General features: G+C 63.7%; 17 protein-coding genes. 12 read left to right on the plus strand and 5 right to left on the minus strand.

Annotated features, from left to right (window positions below):
• The 5 genes from AAGD32_16030 to AAGD32_16050 form a co-directional block, all read left to right on the plus strand.
• Positions 1 to 397, plus strand: a 397-nt coding sequence (locus AAGD32_16030) for a hypothetical protein (protein ID MEM8875755.1), incomplete at its 5' end; no start/stop codon positions are given.
• Positions 394 to 873 carry a hypothetical protein gene (locus tag AAGD32_16035; GenBank protein ID MEM8875756.1) on the plus strand — a complete coding sequence of 160 codons (480 nt, stop codon included), beginning with the start codon at positions 394 to 396 and terminating at the stop codon, positions 871 to 873. The genes AAGD32_16030 and AAGD32_16035, both read left to right, overlap by 4 nt.
• Before the next feature lie 43 nt (positions 874 to 916).
• Positions 917 to 1552 (plus strand): hypothetical protein, encoded by a 636-nt coding sequence (locus AAGD32_16040; protein ID MEM8875757.1) that lies wholly within the window; start codon positions 917 to 919, stop codon positions 1550 to 1552.
• Positions 1553 to 1700: 148 nt separating this feature from the next.
• Positions 1701 to 2465, plus strand: coding sequence for a hypothetical protein (locus AAGD32_16045; protein ID MEM8875758.1), 765 nt, complete (start codon positions 1701 to 1703; stop codon positions 2463 to 2465).
• Between the two features lie 70 nt (positions 2466 to 2535).
• Positions 2536 to 3939 carry an aconitase/3-isopropylmalate dehydratase large subunit family protein gene (locus AAGD32_16050; protein MEM8875759.1) on the plus strand — a complete coding sequence of 468 codons (1404 nt, stop codon included), beginning with the start codon at positions 2536 to 2538 and terminating at the stop codon, positions 3937 to 3939.
• Here the strand turns inward: AAGD32_16050 and AAGD32_16055 are convergent, their stop codons facing one another.
• Both AAGD32_16055 and mscL read right to left on the minus strand, forming a co-directional pair.
• Positions 3940 to 4311 (minus strand): nuclear transport factor 2 family protein, encoded by a 372-nt coding sequence (locus AAGD32_16055; GenBank protein MEM8875760.1) that lies wholly within the window; start codon positions 4309 to 4311, stop codon positions 3940 to 3942. It lies immediately after the preceding gene.
• Positions 4312 to 4503: 192 nt separating this feature from the next.
• The gene (gene mscL, locus AAGD32_16060) at positions 4504 to 4995 is read right to left on the minus strand and encodes a large conductance mechanosensitive channel protein MscL (GenBank protein ID MEM8875761.1); all 492 of its coding nucleotides are present in this window, start codon (positions 4993 to 4995) and stop codon (positions 4504 to 4506) included.
• A gap of 111 nt (positions 4996 to 5106) precedes the next feature.
• On the opposite strand from mscL, the gene AAGD32_16065 reads away from it, so the two are divergent.
• A complete protein-coding gene (locus tag AAGD32_16065) occupies positions 5107 to 6168 on the plus strand; it encodes a succinylglutamate desuccinylase/aspartoacylase family protein (protein ID MEM8875762.1) in 1062 nt (353 codons plus the stop codon).
• Positions 6169 to 6190: 22 nt separating this feature from the next.
• On the opposite strand, the gene AAGD32_16070 is transcribed toward AAGD32_16065, so the two are convergent.
• Together AAGD32_16070 and AAGD32_16075 are read right to left on the minus strand one after the other, a co-directional pair.
• Positions 6191 to 7630 carry an AMP-binding protein gene (locus AAGD32_16070; protein MEM8875763.1) on the minus strand — a complete coding sequence of 480 codons (1440 nt, stop codon included), beginning with the start codon at positions 7628 to 7630 and terminating at the stop codon, positions 6191 to 6193.
• Positions 7631 to 7711: 81 nt separating this feature from the next.
• Positions 7712 to 9373 carry a trypsin-like peptidase domain-containing protein gene (locus AAGD32_16075; GenBank protein MEM8875764.1) on the minus strand — a complete coding sequence of 554 codons (1662 nt, stop codon included), beginning with the start codon at positions 9371 to 9373 and terminating at the stop codon, positions 7712 to 7714.
• 264 nt (positions 9374 to 9637) lie between these two features.
• Between AAGD32_16075 and rpsL the strand changes: the two genes are divergently transcribed.
• The 3 genes from rpsL (at position 9638) to serS (ending at position 11999) form a co-directional block, all read left to right on the plus strand.
• Entirely contained in the window at positions 9638 to 10009 is a 372-nt protein-coding gene (gene rpsL / locus AAGD32_16080) for a 30S ribosomal protein S12 (protein ID MEM8875765.1), read from the plus strand.
• Between the two features lie 146 nt (positions 10010 to 10155).
• Positions 10156 to 10641 (plus strand): 30S ribosomal protein S7, encoded by a 486-nt coding sequence (gene rpsG / locus AAGD32_16085; GenBank protein ID MEM8875766.1) that lies wholly within the window; start codon positions 10156 to 10158, stop codon positions 10639 to 10641.
• A 77-nt stretch (positions 10642 to 10718) separates the two neighbouring features.
• The gene (gene serS, locus AAGD32_16090) at positions 10719 to 11999 is read left to right on the plus strand and encodes a serine--tRNA ligase (protein MEM8875767.1); all 1281 of its coding nucleotides are present in this window, start codon (positions 10719 to 10721) and stop codon (positions 11997 to 11999) included.
• Here the strand turns inward: serS and AAGD32_16095 are convergent.
• Positions 11996 to 13858, minus strand: a complete 1863-nt coding sequence (locus AAGD32_16095; GenBank protein ID MEM8875768.1) for a chloride channel protein — start codon at positions 13856 to 13858, stop codon at positions 11996 to 11998. The genes serS and AAGD32_16095 overlap by 4 nt on opposite strands.
• An 87-nt stretch (positions 13859 to 13945) precedes the next feature.
• Between AAGD32_16095 and AAGD32_16100 the strand changes: the two genes are divergently transcribed.
• From AAGD32_16100 to rpsI, 3 genes are all read left to right on the plus strand, one after another.
• Positions 13946 to 15964, plus strand: a complete 2019-nt coding sequence (locus tag AAGD32_16100; GenBank protein MEM8875769.1) for a hypothetical protein — start codon at positions 13946 to 13948, stop codon at positions 15962 to 15964.
• 158 nt (positions 15965 to 16122) lie between these two features.
• On the plus strand, positions 16123 to 16581 hold the full coding sequence (gene rplM, locus AAGD32_16105; protein MEM8875770.1) for a 50S ribosomal protein L13: 459 nt from the start codon (positions 16123 to 16125) through the stop codon (positions 16579 to 16581).
• Between the two features lie 20 nt (positions 16582 to 16601).
• A complete protein-coding gene (gene rpsI / locus AAGD32_16110) occupies positions 16602 to 17048 on the plus strand; it encodes a 30S ribosomal protein S9 (GenBank protein MEM8875771.1) in 447 nt (148 codons plus the stop codon).
• Positions 17049 to 17213: the final 165 nt, after the last annotated feature.

The raw sequence follows: 17213 nt of genomic DNA on the forward strand, positions 1-17213 counted from the left end.
CCTCGCAGTGGGTGCGTCGGCCGTCCGCCATTCTCGTGGAGCCGTAAACAACGTTGACACGCCCAGCGCGACAGTGACACTCATCTCACCAGGAGCGTTCTGGTGCCGTTCGCTTTGTACTTTCCACGGAGAGACGATGCAGACTTGGAAGTTCGGCGTGGCGTTGGCCACGTCTTCTGTCGTTGTCGAGGCCGCTTTGGCACAGTTGACTGTTGTTCAAGCCACCCCCCGTGTTGAGATCGGTGGATCCATCCAGGAACCGGCCGGAGGCGAGTTCAACCTCGCGGTCGATCCGAGCGACGACTCGGTCTTCACGCTGACCGGCGACGGCCAGTACAACATCCCCCGTCCGACTTCGGCCAATCGGTCGGCGTTCGCTTCATCGGCGGCGGTGTGACCTGCGAGGTCGGTCCTCTGCCGGTCGAGATCGATCCGGTCCTCGACGCCAACTTCAAGTTGGTCAACAGCGGCGGCGCACCCGACGGCTGGAGTTCCTCGTCTTTTGTTCAGGCTGTGGTGTTCGAGACGCCCGATCCCGTCGACAACGGCTTTCTCGGGCCGATCGTGACCCGTGAGGACACCTTCGCGAACCAGGACGGCAACGGCTTCCTCGTCGTGGACGCGACGGTCGATTCCGAAGGGCCGTTCGTTCTGGTGCCGGGGTTGCAATACCGAATGGACGTGACGTTTGCGACGTCGTGGGACACGACCGGTCTCGGCATCGACGATCCCACGGCAGCGGTCTTCCTTGAGGCGGGCGGAATCAGCGGCTTCGACGGCGTGTCGGTCGATCTCAACGCTCGCGTGGTCCCGGAGCCGGCGCTGATGAGCGTCTTCGCCGGTGCGGGGCTGTTGCTGCTGCGTCGGCGGTGATGTTTCGGTTGTGCGTTTGGATCGAGCGCGGCAGGATGGGGCGATGATCGCACGAACTGCCGCGCTCGGCCTGCTGCTCGTGCTCGCCGTTGGTCTGACGGTGGAGGACCCGTCAGCACCAATGCGTGCGCGAGTCATCGAGATTGCCAACAACTACCCCGACGGCGGCGGGTACAAGTGGGCCGACACCGGCGTGCCGCACGACATCGAACACGACGGGAAGACCCTGCTCGCCAAGAGCGAGTCCGGCACGTTCTGCTGTGGTTTTACCCTCGCTGTCGCGATGCGCGTCGGTGAGGAGTTCGGCGTGTTCGAAGGCAAGAGCTTCGATCAGATGAAGCAGTTCCAGCGGGACTGGTACGGCGTGAGCGCGGCGGTCGGTGATCCGCTTATGAGCACCGCCATGACCAACCTCGGCGTCGGCGGCCCGGTCGCCGTCGACGACGCGTTGCCCGGCGACTTCCTGCAGTACTGGCGGACCGGCGGCTCCGGCCACAGCGTCGTCTTCCTCGCATGGGTCGAAGACGACGGCCAGCGCGTCGGCATCCGCTATCGTTCGAGCAACGGGTCCACCGACGGCATCGGCACCACCGAAGAACGCTTCGCCGGCCACGGCGGCAAAGTCGACCCGCAGCAACTCTACTTCGCCCGCTTTGCCGTCAAACGCAACCCAGATTAAGGCGACGGTTTTCCATTGTTGAGTTTTTGGGGCTTGGTTCGTTCGGACCGGTGTGTTGGTGGTTTAGGTTTCTGGCCCAAGCCGTGGAAGTATGACGCGAGGGTGCGCCGACTCGGCTTGTCTGTTGTCAGGAGAAACGATGAAAAACATGACTTTGTTGTCGGTGAGCGCTGCGGCGCTCGCCATGATGTGTGCTTCGGCCAACGCACAGCTCACCCCAGACGGCCCAGCGCTTGCGGCGGGCCTTGGTGTTGGAACGACCTTGGAGGAGCTTGCCGGCGGCGAGGCGGCTTCGACCTATGACGCTTCGACGGGAACGCTCACGCTGACCGGCGACGGGTTCTACACACACGATGCTGATGTCTCGGGCACGGCCTTTGGGGCCTTCTTCGCGACCCAGACCTTCACGCCGACCGACAGTTTCCCCGTCGAGATCTCCCCGGTCGTGACCGCCGATTTCAAGGTGGCCAATGGCGGTTTCCTTTCGTCGGACACGCCGCGCACAGGTATCACCTACGGGTTCTTCCTCTTCGAGACTGGCAACTTCGATCCGGGAAACACCCTTGAGCCGGGCGATCTCGGGGATCTACTGGTGTTGCCCTACGACTTCGAGACGTTTCCGTCCAACGGCCTGCTCGAAGGCAATGGTTTTGCCGTGATTGACGAGACGGCGACCGGGGATTCGTTCGTACTCGCGTCAGGGATTAGCTACACCGCAGTGCTGCGGATCGCCGCCGAGTCCAGTCTGTCCGATCTGCCCGACTCGGTAACGTCCACCACCTTCATCGAGGCCGGCGGTCTAAGCGGCTTCGACGGCCTGAGCGTGGCGCTCAACGCCCGCTTCGTCCCCGAGCCGGCCATGCTCGGCCTGGCCGTCTTCGCCCCGATGCTGCTGGGCCGGCGTCGGCGGTAACGTGAACTTTCGGCGTTGACTTAAGAGCGGCCGCGTCCCAATGACGCGGCCGCTCGTCTATACTCCCGGCATGCCCGGTATGACGATGACGGAGAAGATCCTTGCCAAGCATTCTGGTAAGGCCCATGTGAATCCCGGAGATAACGTCTGGGTCGACGTCGACGTGCTCATGACGCACGACGTCTGCGGGCCTGGCACGGTCGGGATCTTCCAGAAAGAGTTCGGCAAGGACGCGAAGGTTTGGGACCCGGACCGCGTGGTGATCGTGCCGGACCACTACATCTTCACCGCCGATCTCAAGAGCTACCGCAACGTCCAGCTTCTGCGGCAGTTCGTGAAGGATCAGGGGCTCAAGTACTACTACGACCCGGACTTCATCGAGAAGGAGGGCATGCCCAGCCCGTACCTCGATCCGACCAAGACCAGCTACAAGGGCGTGTGCCACAAGGCGCTGCCCGAGGAAGGGCACGTCCGGCCCGGCGAGATCCTGCTCGGGACCGACAGCCACACTTGCACCGCCGGCGCGTTCGGCCAGTTCGCGACGGGCGTCGGTAACACCGATGCGGCATTCGTGCTTGGCACCGGTAAGACCTGGCTCAAGGTGCCGCCGACGATGAAGTTCAGCTTCGACGGGGAGATCCCGCCGTACCTGACCGCCAAGGACCTGATCCTCGCGGTCATCGGCGAGATCGGCGTCGACGGAGCGACCTATCGCACGATGTACTTTCACGGCGACGGCATCAGCAGCCTCACGCTCGAGGATCGCATGACGCTGACCAACATGGCCATCGAGGCCGGCGGGAAGAATGGCGTCTGCGACGTCGACGACAAGACCCTCGCCTACGTCCGCAACCGCAGCAACCGCCCGGAATGGGAAGTCGTCGCCGACGATGCGGATGCGAGCTACTTCTACGAGAAGACGTGGGACCTGGGCACGATGGAGCCGATGGTCGCGAAGCCGCACTCGCCTGACAACAAGGACCTGGCCCGCAACTGCACCGACGTGAAGCTCGACCAGGCGTACATCGGTTCCTGCACCGGCGGCAAGATCACCGACATGATCTTCGCGGCCAACATCCTCGTCGGGAACCAAGTCAAAATCCCCACCTACGTCGTGCCCGGCAGCACCGAGGTCCACGCCGACATGAAGCGGCTCAACCTGCGCGGCGTCGAGAAGGATTCCAACGAGAAGAGCATCGAGGACATTCTTCTGGATGCCGGCTGCGAGATGGGGCCGTCGGGTTGTGCGGCGTGCCTCGGCGGGCCGGTGGATACGTTCGGCCGCTTGAACGAGCCGCTGCAGTGCATCAGCACGACCAACCGCAACTTCCCCGGCCGCATGGGCCACAAGGAGGCCGGCGTGTACCTCGCATCGCCGTTGACGGTTGCGGCGTCGGCGTTGACCGGGCGCGTGACCGATCCGCGGGATTACGTCACCGAGCCGATCGAGACAGGCACCGCTGGGGTGGTCTGATCATTCGCCCATGTCGTAGAAAAACTCGACGCGGCTGATCTTGCCGTCTTTGACGGTATAGAGCGCCATCTCGTCCATTTTCATTCGTTGGCCTGCCATCGGGCCTTCCTTGGCGGTGACGTCGAGGTCGAACTTGGCGATGAAGCGCTCACCGTGAGGCCACGGGCCGCTGGCACTGGACGAGTGAATTTCGTGGGCGGCGTCCCACGAGTCGGCAGCTTTCAAGATGGCGTCCTTGCCGCTGGTCTGCGGCCCGTCCGGGCCCATCGCGACCGGCTCGACACTCACCGCATCATCGGCATAAAGCTCCTCCGTGGCTTCACGCCACTGATTCTGGTTGCACAGCTCGACGAGGCGTTTAGCGACTTCCATTGTGGACATGATCGGCTCCGATAAAGGTGACGTTGCGATACGCTTACAGAACCCGAACGGGCGATCGTGAGGATAACAATCAATCACCGGGCGTCAATGTGTTTTCCATGAATAGTCGGAGTACACAAGCACCGCCCGGGGCCTTGTGGCGAGGCCCCGGGCGGTGGACGGCGATGCTTGATGGACGCGAACTCAGGCGGTTTTGCCGGCCGCGAGAGCGTCGCGGATCTCGGTAAGAAGCTTTTGATCCGTCGTGAGCGTCGGGGTCTCGGGCTCCTTAGGCTCCTTCTTCTTCAGATTGTTCATGATCTTGATGACGAAGAACACGGCAGCCGCCTGGATGACGAAGCGGATGACGGCGTTGAGGAAAAGGCCGTACTTGATAAGCACGCCTTCCTTCGCGGTCTTGAGCGCGGCTTCGGCGGCGACGACATCCCCGCCACCTTCCTTCGCCGCAGCGAGGGCGGCTTCGGCCTCCTCGACACCGCCGGCGGGGGCGGCGAGCTGAACGCTCAGGTCGCTGAAGTCCACGCCACCGATGGCCCAGCCGATCGGCGGCATCAGCACATTCTCGACCAAGCTGGTCACGACCGCTCCAAACGCCGCGCCGAGGATGATGCCGACCGCGAGGTCGATCATGTTCCCCTTCATGGCGAACTCTTTGAATTCCTGAATGATCTTCATGGTTGTCTCCGATGGGTTGAGTGGGATTGCCCCGCTATCAGGGCTCTCGCTCCCGGTCCTATCGGTCGATGTCCGTGAATGTGTCCAGTGGCCCGATACGTTGGAGTGACGATGAGCAAGATTGATGTGAAGTTCGCCGGTGAGTCGATCGGGCCAGGGGCGATCCATGACCTGCGGCTGCCGGTGAGCCAGACGTTCGCCGGCGACGACATCAGCCTGCCGCTGCGGGTGGTGCGAGCGAAGGAGCCGGGGCCGGTCGTGCTGGTGACGGCCGCGCTGCACGGCGACGAGATCAACGGCACCGGCGTGGTCCACGACCTGATGTTCGCCCGCCGACCCGAGCTGACACGCGGGACGCTGGTGCTGGTGCCGGTCGTGGACATCTTCGGCTTCGAGACCCAAAGCCGGTACATGCCCGACCGCCGCGACCTCAACCGATGCTTCCCCGGTAACGCCAACGGCTCGCTCAGCTCACGCTTTGCCGACACCGTCTTCCAGGAACTGGTGCGCAAGGCGGACTACGTCTTGGACCTCCACTCGGCCGCGACGGGACGGACGAACTTTCCGAACGTTCGTGCGGATCTGGACAACGACGACTGCCGCCGTCTCGCCGAGGCGTTCGGGTGCGAGTTGATCGTCGACGGCAAGGGCCCCGAGAGCAGCATGCGGCGCAGCGCGGTGGAGGCGGGTGTGCCGACGGTCATTCTCGAAGCCGGTGATCCGAGCAAGATCGAGCCGTCGGTGTTGGAGATCGGCGTGCGGGGGGTGATGAACGTTCTGTCGAAGTTGGAAATGGTGGACGACCAGCCCAAGGTGCCGCCGTACCAGACGACGGTGCGTCGGACGCAGTGGCTCCGCGGGAGCGTTGGGGGCCTGCTCCGCTTCCACATCTCGCCCGGCTCGATCGTCGACAAGGACCAACCGATCGCGACCAACTACAGCGTTTTCGGCGAACAACAGAACGCGATCGTCTCGCCGTTCGACGCGGTGGTACTGGGGATGGTGACGCTGCCGACGGTGCGTCCCGGCGAGCCGATCTGCCACCTCGCGGTGCCCGACCTGGACATCGACGACATCCGCGAAGCCCTGGGCGAAGCCAAACGCCGGGACCCGGCGAACCAGGTACGTCGCGACCTTGCGACGAGCATGGTGGTGGAGGACGCGCCGGACTGAGGCGATTGCACGATGCTCCGAATCAGAGCATCTTCGCCAACTCACGTTTGAGCACCTTGCCAGTCGGCGTCATCGGCAGTTCTTCGACGACACGGATCTCGCGGGGCATCTTCCAGTTGGGCAGGCCGGTGTCGCGGAGGTGGGCCTTGGCCGCATCCCCATCGACCTCGGCACCTTCCATCGCGACAATGAAGGCGACCGGCACCTCGCCGCGGGTTTCGTCGGGTTTGCCAACGACGGCGGCTTGGGCGATCGCGGGGTGAGTGGTGAGCAGTTCTTCGATCTCGCGGGGATGAAGGTTCTCGCCGCCGATGATGATCAGGTCCTTGAGCCGGCCGGTGATGTGGAGGTAACCGTCCTCATCCACGCGGCCGAGATCGCCGGTTTTGAAAAACCCGTCTTCGGTGAACGCCGCTTTGGTGGCTTCGGGCAAACGGTGGTAGCCGGCGAAGACCATCGGGCCCTTGAGTTGAACTTCGCCGCTGCCGGTTTCGTCGGGATTGTCGATGCGGACTTCGCTGCCGGGCAAGGGCCGCCCGACCGAGCCGGGACGGAGTTGGCCGGGCACGTTGACGGTGATCGGGCCGCAGGTTTCGGTGAGGCCATAGCCCTCCATCAGGTCGCGGCCGAACCGTTGCCGGAATCCTTCGCGGATGCGTGTGGGTAACGGCTCGCCACCACTGAGGGCGACGTGGACCGAATCGAAATCATCTGGCTTGGCGTCCTTGAGCCGGAGTATCGCACCGTACATCGCCGGTACGCCGGTGATCACGCTGAACTGCCGTTCGCGCTGGGCCTGCAGGACGGCGACGGGGCTGAATCGCGGCTGGTAGGTCGTGATCGCTCCGGTCTCGACCGGGAGGCACATCGTCGCGAGCAGACCGGTGCTGTGAAACAGCGGGATGATGCCGAGAAACTCGTGGTCGCATTCGAGCGAGGCGTGTTCGATGCAAGCCTGGACGTCCTTGCGGATGTTGCCGTGGGTGAGGCAGACGCCCTTGGGTTGGCCGCTGGTGCCGGAAGTGTACAGAAGGGCAGCCGTCTCGGATTCATCGGCTTCGTGGATCGGCAGTCCCTCGGGTACGTTGCCGCCGCCCAAGGCGGAGAGGTCGATGATCTTGAGCGGCAGTTGTTCGACCTGCGCCATCAGCGGCGGGGCGGTCAGGATCGTGTCGATCCCGCTGTCGACGATGATGTGCTTGAGCGCTTGTTCACCGAGGAGGAAGTTGATCGGCACGGCGGTCTTCCCGGCGGCCAGCACCGCATAGAAGGCGATCGGAAAAGCAGCGGCCGCCGGTAGGAGAATGCCGACGTGTGTGGCGTCCGTGGTCGCACGCAGATGGGCTGCGAGGGCACCGATCTGCTTGGCGGCCACGCCCCATGTGATCTCGCCTTGAGCATCACGGAAAGCAACATCGCTGGGAATTTCTTTGGCGTGACGTAGGAAGGGTTCGAGAAGCATGGCGATAGGCTAATGACTCTGCATAAGAAAACCCACGCCCTAAAAGCGTGGGTTTTGTGAAGTCGGAAATGAAAGTTTGGCCTAGTCGTTGACCATCATGATCTGCACGACCGCCGGGCGGAATCGCTGAGCGAGTTCTTCGGTGGTCAGTGCGCGGTCGCCGTCGCCGACGCCGGTGGCGACGGTTTCGACATCCAGGCCGGCTTCATTGAGCAGGTCGGCATGCTTGTCGAAGAAGGTGCGAATACGACCGTTCGAGAGACCGCCACCGTAAGCGCTGACCAACTCACCGGAGCGGAAACGCACGGCAACCAGAGCAAGGAGTCGGCCATACTTGTCGACCATCGGGCCGCCGGAGTTGCCGGGGTTAACCGTCGCGTCGACGATGATGTCGATGGCGTCGAAGGTGTTCTCGATGCCGGTCACCACGCCACGGGTCACCTTGATGTTCTTACCGAGTGCCGAACCGAGCGGGTAACCGAAGATGGTAACGTCGGCACCGAAGCCGGGTTGGTCATAAGCCGCGATCGGAATAAACGGTTGCGGGCCTTCGTCTTCGCCACGCTCGCCCATCTCGATTTTTAGAATGGCGATGTCCTGCTCGTCGTCGATGACAATCCGCTCGGCTTCCTTTTCGGTGCCGTCGGAGAGTTGAACGATCAGCGTGTCACCGGGCTCGGCGACGTGCTGGTTGGTCATGATGAAGCCGTCTTCGGTGATGAAGAAGCCCGTGCCGGTTCCGATGATGCCTGAGCCGTATGACTCTTCCTCCTCCTCGGTGCGTTCGCTTGAGGGTTTGAGGTGCAGGAGCGTGTAGCTGTTGCTGCCCTGGCCGCCGTGCTTGCGGGCCAAAAGCTGGGCGTCCTCCCAGATCGCACGGATGCGGGGGTTGGCTTGGTACATCGACCGCGGGGCGACGCTGAACGCCGTCATGAGGTTGCGGACGATGATCGGATCTTCGTCGAGTTGTACTGCCTGATATAGCGTCCGGATCGCTTTCTCGTGCTGACGCTTAGCGCTGTAAATAACGCCGATGTTGTTGAGCGTCTCGCTCATGTTCGGCTTTTGACGCAGCACCTGCTGGAAGTAGCGGGCCGCGACGTCATCGTTGTTCTTCAGGGCGTTCCAGTAGCCGAGATAGAAGTTGGTCGGGATGTACTTCGGGTGCAGCCGGCGAGCCTGTTCGAGATCCTTGACCACGTCGAGCGTGGCTTGCTCGTCCTGCAACGCGTAGGCGGCACGGTCGGTCAGTTCGCGGACCCGTTCGAGCAGGTCTTCGAGTTCCTCGCCACCGATCCACTTGCCGTTGATCTTCTCGGCGTCCTCGTCGACCCGACCACGCCAGATTTCGAGCTGCTCCTGAGCCTTCTCGAGTTCGGGGTGATCGGGATTCTTGTCGATCCAGGTCTGCCACATCGCCGAGCCGCGGACGGCGGTGTCGATGCGTTCGCTGCGCTCCAAGAGTTGCTGCAGATCAGTCCCGGCGGCGGGGGCGTCTTTGCCCTTACCCGGGGTGAGACCTTCAACGCCGGTCACGCTTTCGACATCGTCACCGCTGACCATCTTGAAATCACCGTCGGTGGTCTTGATGGTGTAACTGCTGCCGACTTTTTTGACGTCGCCTTCGAGGACGGTTCCGTCCTTGAGCGTGATCGTGCCAGCCAAGGCATAGGAAAGGTTGAGGCCGACCACCGCGATGAGCAGGGCGGCAATGATAAGCCAGTGTGAACGGTGTTTACGCATGGTTGAATGTACCCGTAACTTGAAACTCACGGTTTAAGCGGGAAACGTGACACAAACATACAGCGAAAACGGACATTTCCGCAAGACTTTTCGTACGGCACAGCCGGCGTGGTGTTCGGGCGAATTCCGAGTTGCCGCGGCGACCAGGCGTGTCTAACATGCCGACCGCGACGCGCTGCAGGCCGTGGACGGTCTTGCACTGCGTCGCTTGTGTATTTGCGGAAACCGCCCAGGCGGCTCAGAACCACTGCCCCGGATTAGCACATGCCGACAATCAACCAGCTTGTCAAACGCCCGCGCAAGGACAAAACCGCCGCGAGCCGCACCAAGGATCTCAACTCCTGCCCGCAGAAGCGGGGCGTTTGCCTGCAAGTCAAGACGCAGACCCCGAAGAAGCCGAACTCGGCTCTGCGGAAGATCGCCCGCGTCCGCCTGAGCAACGGCAAGGAAGTCACCGCCTACATCCCGGGCGAAGGCCACAACCTCCAGGAGCACAGCATCGTGCTCGTCCGGGGTGGCCGTGTCCGCGACCTGCCGGGTGTGCGTTACCACGTCGTTCGCGGCTCGCTCGACACGCTCGGAATCGACGGCCGCAAGCAGAGCCGCTCGAAGTACGGCACCAAGAAGGGCAAGTAAGCCCGTACCATCGTCCATGCTCGCAGAGGCCGTTGATGCACGTGAGTATTGGTCGAGCCTGATTGTCTGCGGCCTGTTTGTCTTGGCCGTCATCCTCGCATTTATCTGGTGGCTGCGCCGCTGAGACCTCTCCGAATCAACTCCCCATGGCTTACAAAAAGTTCACCGCCAGCGAAGACCAGCTCAAGCCGGACCCGCGCTTCAACTCCAAGCTCGTCACCAAGTTCATCAACTGCCTGATGGTCGACGGCAAGAAGCTCACCGCCCAGCAGGTCTTCTACGACGCGATCGACACCTGCGGAAAGAAGATGTCCGACGTTGATTCGCTGGAGCTGTTCGAAACCGCGATCAACAACGTTAAGCCGTACGTCGAAGTGCGGAGCAAGCGCGTCGGTGGTGCGAACTACCAAGTGCCGATGCAGGTGAACAAGCGTCGCCAGCAGAGCTTGGCCATCCGGTGGATGTTGGAAGTCGTGCGCGGCCGTCGCCGCAGCGTCGGTAAGCCGACCGCCGAGATCCTCGCGGATGAGTTCATGGCCGCCTACAACAAGGAAGGTGCCGCCATCAACAAGCGCGAGCAGACCCACCGCATGGCCGACGCGAACAAGGCGTTCGCCCACTTTGCGTGGTAAAGCCAGTGAGGCAAACCTGAACAACTCGAAAGCCCACGGCTTTAGCCGTGGGTTCTTTCGTATACAACACCCAAAGCATGATCGACCTCAAGGACCTTCGGCAGAACCCCGACCGCTATCGCCGTGGAGTCGAGCGCAAGCAGATGGACGTCGACGTCGACGCGCTGATCGCCCTCGACGCCGACCGGCGTGAAGCCCAGCAGAAGTTTGAATCGCTCCGCGCCGAGCAGAACGCCGCAAGCAAGAAGATCGGCAAGGCGAGCAAGGAAGAGCGCCCGGCCCTGATCGCCGAGGTCGGCAAGATGAAGGAGGACGTCCATGCCGCCGAGGCCGAGGCGAAGAAGCTCGACGCCGAGGTCACAGCGTTGCTCCTGACCGTTCCCCAGCCGGCCGACGATGACGTGCCCGACGGAGCGGGCGAAGATGACAATGTCGTCGTCCGCGAGGAGGGCGAGATCCGCCAGTTCGACTTCGAGCCCAAGGACCACATCACGCTCTGCCATGAACTCGGACTTGCGGACTTCGAGGCGGGCGTGAAGCTCGCCGGCTCACGCAGTTACTTCCTCAAGGGGGCCGGCGCGCTACTGCACAACGCCGTGCTTCGGCTCGCGTTGGACATGATGGTCGGCGAGCACGGCTTTACGCCGGCGACAGTCCCCGTGCTGGTCCGTGAGGAGGCGCTGGTCGGCACGGGCTTCCTGCCGATGCACCGCGAAGCCGTCTACCACGCCGCCGAGGACGACCTGTTCCTCGTTGGCACCGGCGAGGTGGGGCTGACCGGCTTGCACATGAACGAAGTCCTCCGCGAGGAAGACTTGCCGCTGAAGTACACGACGGTCAGCACGTGCTTCCGCCGCGAGGCCGGCACCTACGGCAAGGACACCGCCGGGCTCTACCGCGTCCACCAGTTCGACAAATGTGAGCAGGTCGTGATCTGCCGTGCCGACGAGGACGAGAGCCGACGCTGGCACCAGCACATGCTCGGCTTCTCCGAGGAGCTGCTGCACCGCCTGAACATCCCGTACCGGGTGATCCAGTGCTGCGCCGGCGACCTCGGCCCCAAGAACGTCGACATGCTCGACCTCGAGGCGTACATGCCCAGCCGGCCGACCAAGTGGGGTGAGACGCACTCGGCCAGCCGCCTGTACGACTACCAGTCCCGCCGTCTGAACCTGCGTTACAAGACCAAGGACGGCGAGACCAAGTTCTGCCACACGCTCAACAACACCGTCGTCGCCAGCCCCCGCATCCTCATCGCGATCCTCGAAAACCACCAACAGTCCGACGGGAGCGTCGACGTGCCCGCCGCCCTACGCCCGTACATGAACGGCGTCGAGGTCATCAGGCCGACGTCCTAGTCTTCTTCCCGCTGATACTCACGCATTAGGCCGGCCCTTGTCAGGACGCCGATGACTTTGCCGGGGGTGTCGGCGTGGACGACGGGCAGGCGATTGACCTCCTGCAGCACGAACCGCTCGAACGCGGTGCCGAGGTCGTCGGTGTGCGTCAGTGGCTGAACATCGTCATGCATCAGCTCCTCGGCATTGAGCAGCGGCAGGGCGTCACGTTCGAGCAGGGCCGTGTTGAGGTCGTCCCCGAGCAGGACGCCGGCGTACAGACCCTTCTCATCGAGCACGACAAAGTGTGACGTGTCGAGCCGGGTCATGAGCTCGACCACGCGGTCCATCGGCTCGCCGATGCTTACCACGCTGGCCGGTTCGAGCGCGACCTGTTCGACGGACATGCGGCGTAGCCGTGAGAGGTCGCGCCCAACACCCCGGCGGATGCCGCGCTCGTGGAGCAGGTGCGTGTAGATCGAGTCGGCGAACAACAGCCGCGCGAAGCCGGTCGCCGCGACACACGCCAGCATCGCCGGCAGCACCACGCGGTAGTCGCCCGTGAGTTCCGTGAGGATCAGAATGCTCGCCAGTGGTGCGTGAACCACCGCCGCGAGCATCGCGCCCATTCCGATCAGGGCGTAGAGCTCGGGCCGGATGTCGCGGAAGAAGTCGGTGGCCTTGAGCAGCACACCGAGGATCCCGCCGGCCGTCGCGCCGAGGAACAGCGAGGGGGCGATGATGCCGCCGCTGCCGCCGGAGCAGAGCGTGAGGCACGTCGCGAGGATCTTCGCGCCGAGCAACACGCCGAGGATGGTGAGCGTCGGTCCTAGCGAATTTCCCTCGTAGAAGCCGTGATCGAGGATCGCCTGGATCGCGCCATAGCCATCGCCGAAGAACGCGGGCATTGGGTAGACTTGGAACGGAAACAGCTTGTCGCCGGCAAAGAGCACGACGGTCAGCCCGAGCAGTCCGACGCCGAGCCCGCCCAGTGCCGGACGAAACATGCCCAGGCCGCTGAGCCTCTCGGCGACGCGGTCCCCCGCCAACATCGTCCGCGTCAGAACCACCGCCAACACACCGCAAGCCAAGCCGAGTAACACGTAGTTGAGCAACTGCGGCCAATCGAGCAACACGTCGATCGTCGTGTCCATCCGCACTTCGCCAAAGATCGCGCCGAAGTGGGCCGTGTGCTCGGCGTCGGGGTGCGAGAGAAAGTCGTAGATCGCCTGGATCGTGACGTTGGCGATGACCGCGGAGATGACCACCGGCGTGAACGACTTGAGCGAGAAGTCGAGCAGAATGACTTCGAGCGTGAAGAGCACGCCGCCGATCGGTGCGTTGAAGATCGCGCTGATGCCGGCAGCCGCGCCGCAGCCGACGAGGATCGGCATCTGCGCCCGGGTCACGCCGACGAGTCGGCCGACCAGCGTCGAGAGCGCGGCCCCGATCTGCACGATCGGCCCTTCGGCCCCCGCGCTGCCGCCCGAGCCGATGGTCAGGCCGCTGGTGAGAATTTTCTCGATCGCGGTGCGTGGCCGTTGGAAGCCGCGTGATTGGGCGACCGAGGCCATGACATCGACCACGCCATGGCCCGGCGGTGCTCGGAACAGCTTGACGAGCAACCCCACGCCGAGCCCGCCGAGCGCCGGCAGCAGCACCAACAGCCACAGCCAGCGTCCTTCGTAAAGCCCCGGCTGGTACAGCAAATCACGGAGCAGAATGATCAACTCGTGAAATCCCGCCGCCGCCGCCGCCGCGACGACACCAACCACGACTGCCGGGAAGACCAGATACGTTTCTTCGCGAAACCCCATCTTGCGCAGAGCAGCCGCACTGACCGTCCGCATGCGATAACCGGCTTCGTCGAGGGGGTTCACGGGCGGACTGAATGTAGGCGAAACGAAAGCAGATCAAACCGCATCGTTACAAATGGCCGCAGTGGCTGCTTCGGGTAAGCTCTGTTCATGCGTTGGACGCTGGTTGTGTTGTTGTTGGCAGGGTTGGCTTGCGAAGAAGCCGAGCGCGAGCCGCTCGGTCAAGACAGGCTTGAAGCGACCCAACCGGCCACACAGCCCGCGACAAAGCCGGCCGAGCCGGAGGCGGTCGCTCTACCGACAACGTTCTTCGAGTACGTCCAGCTCACCGACGAACGCTTCGTCGATGTCCAGGAACGAACACGCGCGACCGATGTGCTCGACGCGGGGGTCGTGCTGATCGACGACGCCGTTCATTTGTGCGGGCGCGGGGATTTGTGGATCGAGTACGCCGACGCTGACGGGACGATCGACGACACCAGGCAGGTGCATCTCGTGCCGGACCCCGTGGCGTACGTGCATTGGGCACCCGGCGATGGCGGGTGGGTGCCGCAGCCGGTTTACGACTTGGGGGGAACTTCGATTCGCTGGAACGGCGTGTCGCAGACGGTGCCCGCCGGCATCGACTGGTCAACGGCGTTCAGCCAGGGCGACCGGGTATTCGTGTCGGCCGGCGACGGGCCGATCGTGTTCGTCGGTGGTCAATTGCAGCAGGGCGCAGGATCGCTGCAACTCACCGGCACCGGCCCGGCGCATTTTCTCCTCGACCATCGTGGCGTTCTCGCCTGGCGCGACGGCGGCGACGATGTTGCCCGTTACGTCGACGGGAAATGGACCAAGCCGGACGGCTTCCCCGAAAGCATTCGCCAACTCGTTCCGATGCGCGACGGCACCGTGACGGCCATCCACGACGATGCCGACGGCAATGTTGTCACCACCAGCGTGCTGCTCGAAGCGGTCGAGGTCGACGAAGGAAAGATTCTCGAGCTGATCGCGCAGCTCTCGGACCGCAGCCGCCTGACCCGCGAGACGGCGTACGCCGAGCTGCAGACGTACGGCCCGGCGGCTTGGCCGATCTTCGAGGCCCAGATCGCGAGACAACCGGCCGAGGGGCGACGCCGACTTCAGGCACTACTCGGCGAGAAGTTCGAACCCCTCATCGGCGACATGCAGCCCATGCCCGGCCCGGCGTTGACGCTCAACCCGGTCGGCTTCGGCGGCAGCGTCATGTACCTGTCCAACGGTGTCGCTTTGCCCAACCGCATCGCCAACGGCGAGGCGAATGCGTACGTCATTCCCGCGTGGGTCGTGATCCAGCCGGGCCTGCGGATCAGTCGGCTCGGACCGACCATGATGTACCCGTTCAACCCGGACGACGAAGATCACACGCTCACCGCCTGGGGCGACGAGTGGGTCGGGGTGTTCGGTAGCGAGGGGCCGATGCGGTGGTACGGGAACCACTGGAAGCCGATGCTCCCGGCCGAACACGTCGGCTACGACACGTTCGTCGGCATCGACAGCCGGGGCCGCTGGGTGTTCCGCGATGACGAGGCCAAGACATTGATCCTCGACCCACGTCTGCCCGAGACCACGCCGGAGTTGCCGGCATGGAACGTGCCGTTGAGCGGCGGGACGGTGGGCTGGACGCTGGCGGGTTGGCCGGTGATGAAGAGTGGCGGGGCGTGGGCGCTCAAGGAGTTCGGCTGGGTGCCGTTGCAGCCGGAGAAGCCCGAGGACACGGTGCTGTCCGGCCCGGGCGACGCACCCAAGATGCCCGACGGCGTGATCGGCCGATCCGCCGACGGCACGACCTACGGCGGCGGCATCGACACGCTCGTCCATGGCGATGCGGAGCTGACACTTCCGCCCGAAGCCCGCGGTTCGATCGAGAAGCCGTTGGTGTTCGAGATCGACGGTGACCCGGATAAACTCCTGCTCTGGAACGCCCCCGGTCGGCTGGTTCGGCTCAAGCGGGACGGCGACGAACTCCGCGTGGTTGCGACCTTCACCCATGCGATCCCGAACACCGAGTTGATCGATCGGATGTGGCTCGACCCCGCCGGGCGGCTGTGCATCGCTTGGGACGGGACGCAGTTGGTCATCGCCTTCCCGACCGGCGAAGTGTCGTCCGAGATGGCGTCGATGATGCCCGCGCGGCGGGGACGCTAGGGGTTAGGAGTTAGGCGCTAGACCTTGGTATTGGACCGCTCTGACGATGAAACACAGACCCAGCACCTAACCCCTAGCGCCTAGCGCCTTCTGCGTTTGACTCCCCCGAAAACGCACCTACCGTGCCGATCCGCTGAACAGCTAAGGATTCCGCACGCATGAGCACCGCAACCGGCAAGAAAAACGACGGCAAAAGCTACCTCGCCAAGAACGGCGAGTTGGACGCGAAGTGGCATCTCATAGACGCCACGGATCTGGTGCTCGGCCGCATGTCCACCCGCATCGCCCATATCCTCCAGGGCAAGCACAAGCCGACTTACACCCCGCACGTCGACACCGGCGATTTCGTCATCGTGATCAACGCCGACAAGGTCAAGGTCACCGGCGACAAGCGGCAGACGCTGACTTACGAAACCTACAGCGGCCACCCCAGCGGTCGCCGCGTCTACACCTTCGAGGACATGAACGAGCGTGCCCCGGAGAAGGTGATCGAGCTCGCCGTGAAGCGGATGATGCCCAAGACCAGCCTTGGGGCCAAGATGCTCAAGAAGCTCAAGGTGTACAAGGGCGACACCCACGATCACGCCGCCCAGCGTCCGACGAAGCTTGAACTCTAGTCCCCCGAAGAACCTTCCCCATGTCCGACGAATCCAACGTTCTCGAAGCACCCGCCGCTCCCGTCGCAACCCAGAGCGGTCCGTCGTTCACCTTTGGCACCGGTCGCCGCAAGAGCAGCATCGCCCGCGTCCGCATCGCCCCCGGCAGCGGCAAGGTTCTCGTCAACAAGCGCGAGCTCAACGACTACTTCCCCAACGAGCGTGACCGCAAGGTCATCTTCGGCCCTCTCGAAGTCAGCAACATGGGCGGCAAGGTCGACGTGCATGTCAACGCCGACGGCGGCGGCACCACTGGCCAGGCCGGCGCGATCGTCATGGGCTTGGCCCGGGCGTTGGCTACCTACGACCCCGGCACCCAGGTCGCCCTCCGCGAAGCCGGCTTCTTCACCCGCGACAGCCGCATGAAGGAACGCAAAAAGTACGGCCAGCGCGGCGCCCGCCGGAAGTTCCAGTTTAGCAAGCGGTAATTCGCGTCGGTTGATGGTTTCGGGAAGCGGCGTGGCTCATCTGGGTCACGCCGCTTTTCCTTTGAGCGGCGACCAACGGGAGCTTTCCCGTAGAAACCGTAGCCGCGGGGCCTGTCCCGCGCTCACCACGACACCCGTCGCGGGGCGCGGGGGCGGCCCCGCGGC

The sequence above is a fragment of the Planctomycetota bacterium genome, from assembly GCA_039182125.1.
Classification (GTDB): Bacteria; Planctomycetota; Phycisphaerae; order Tepidisphaerales; family Tepidisphaeraceae; genus JBCDCH01.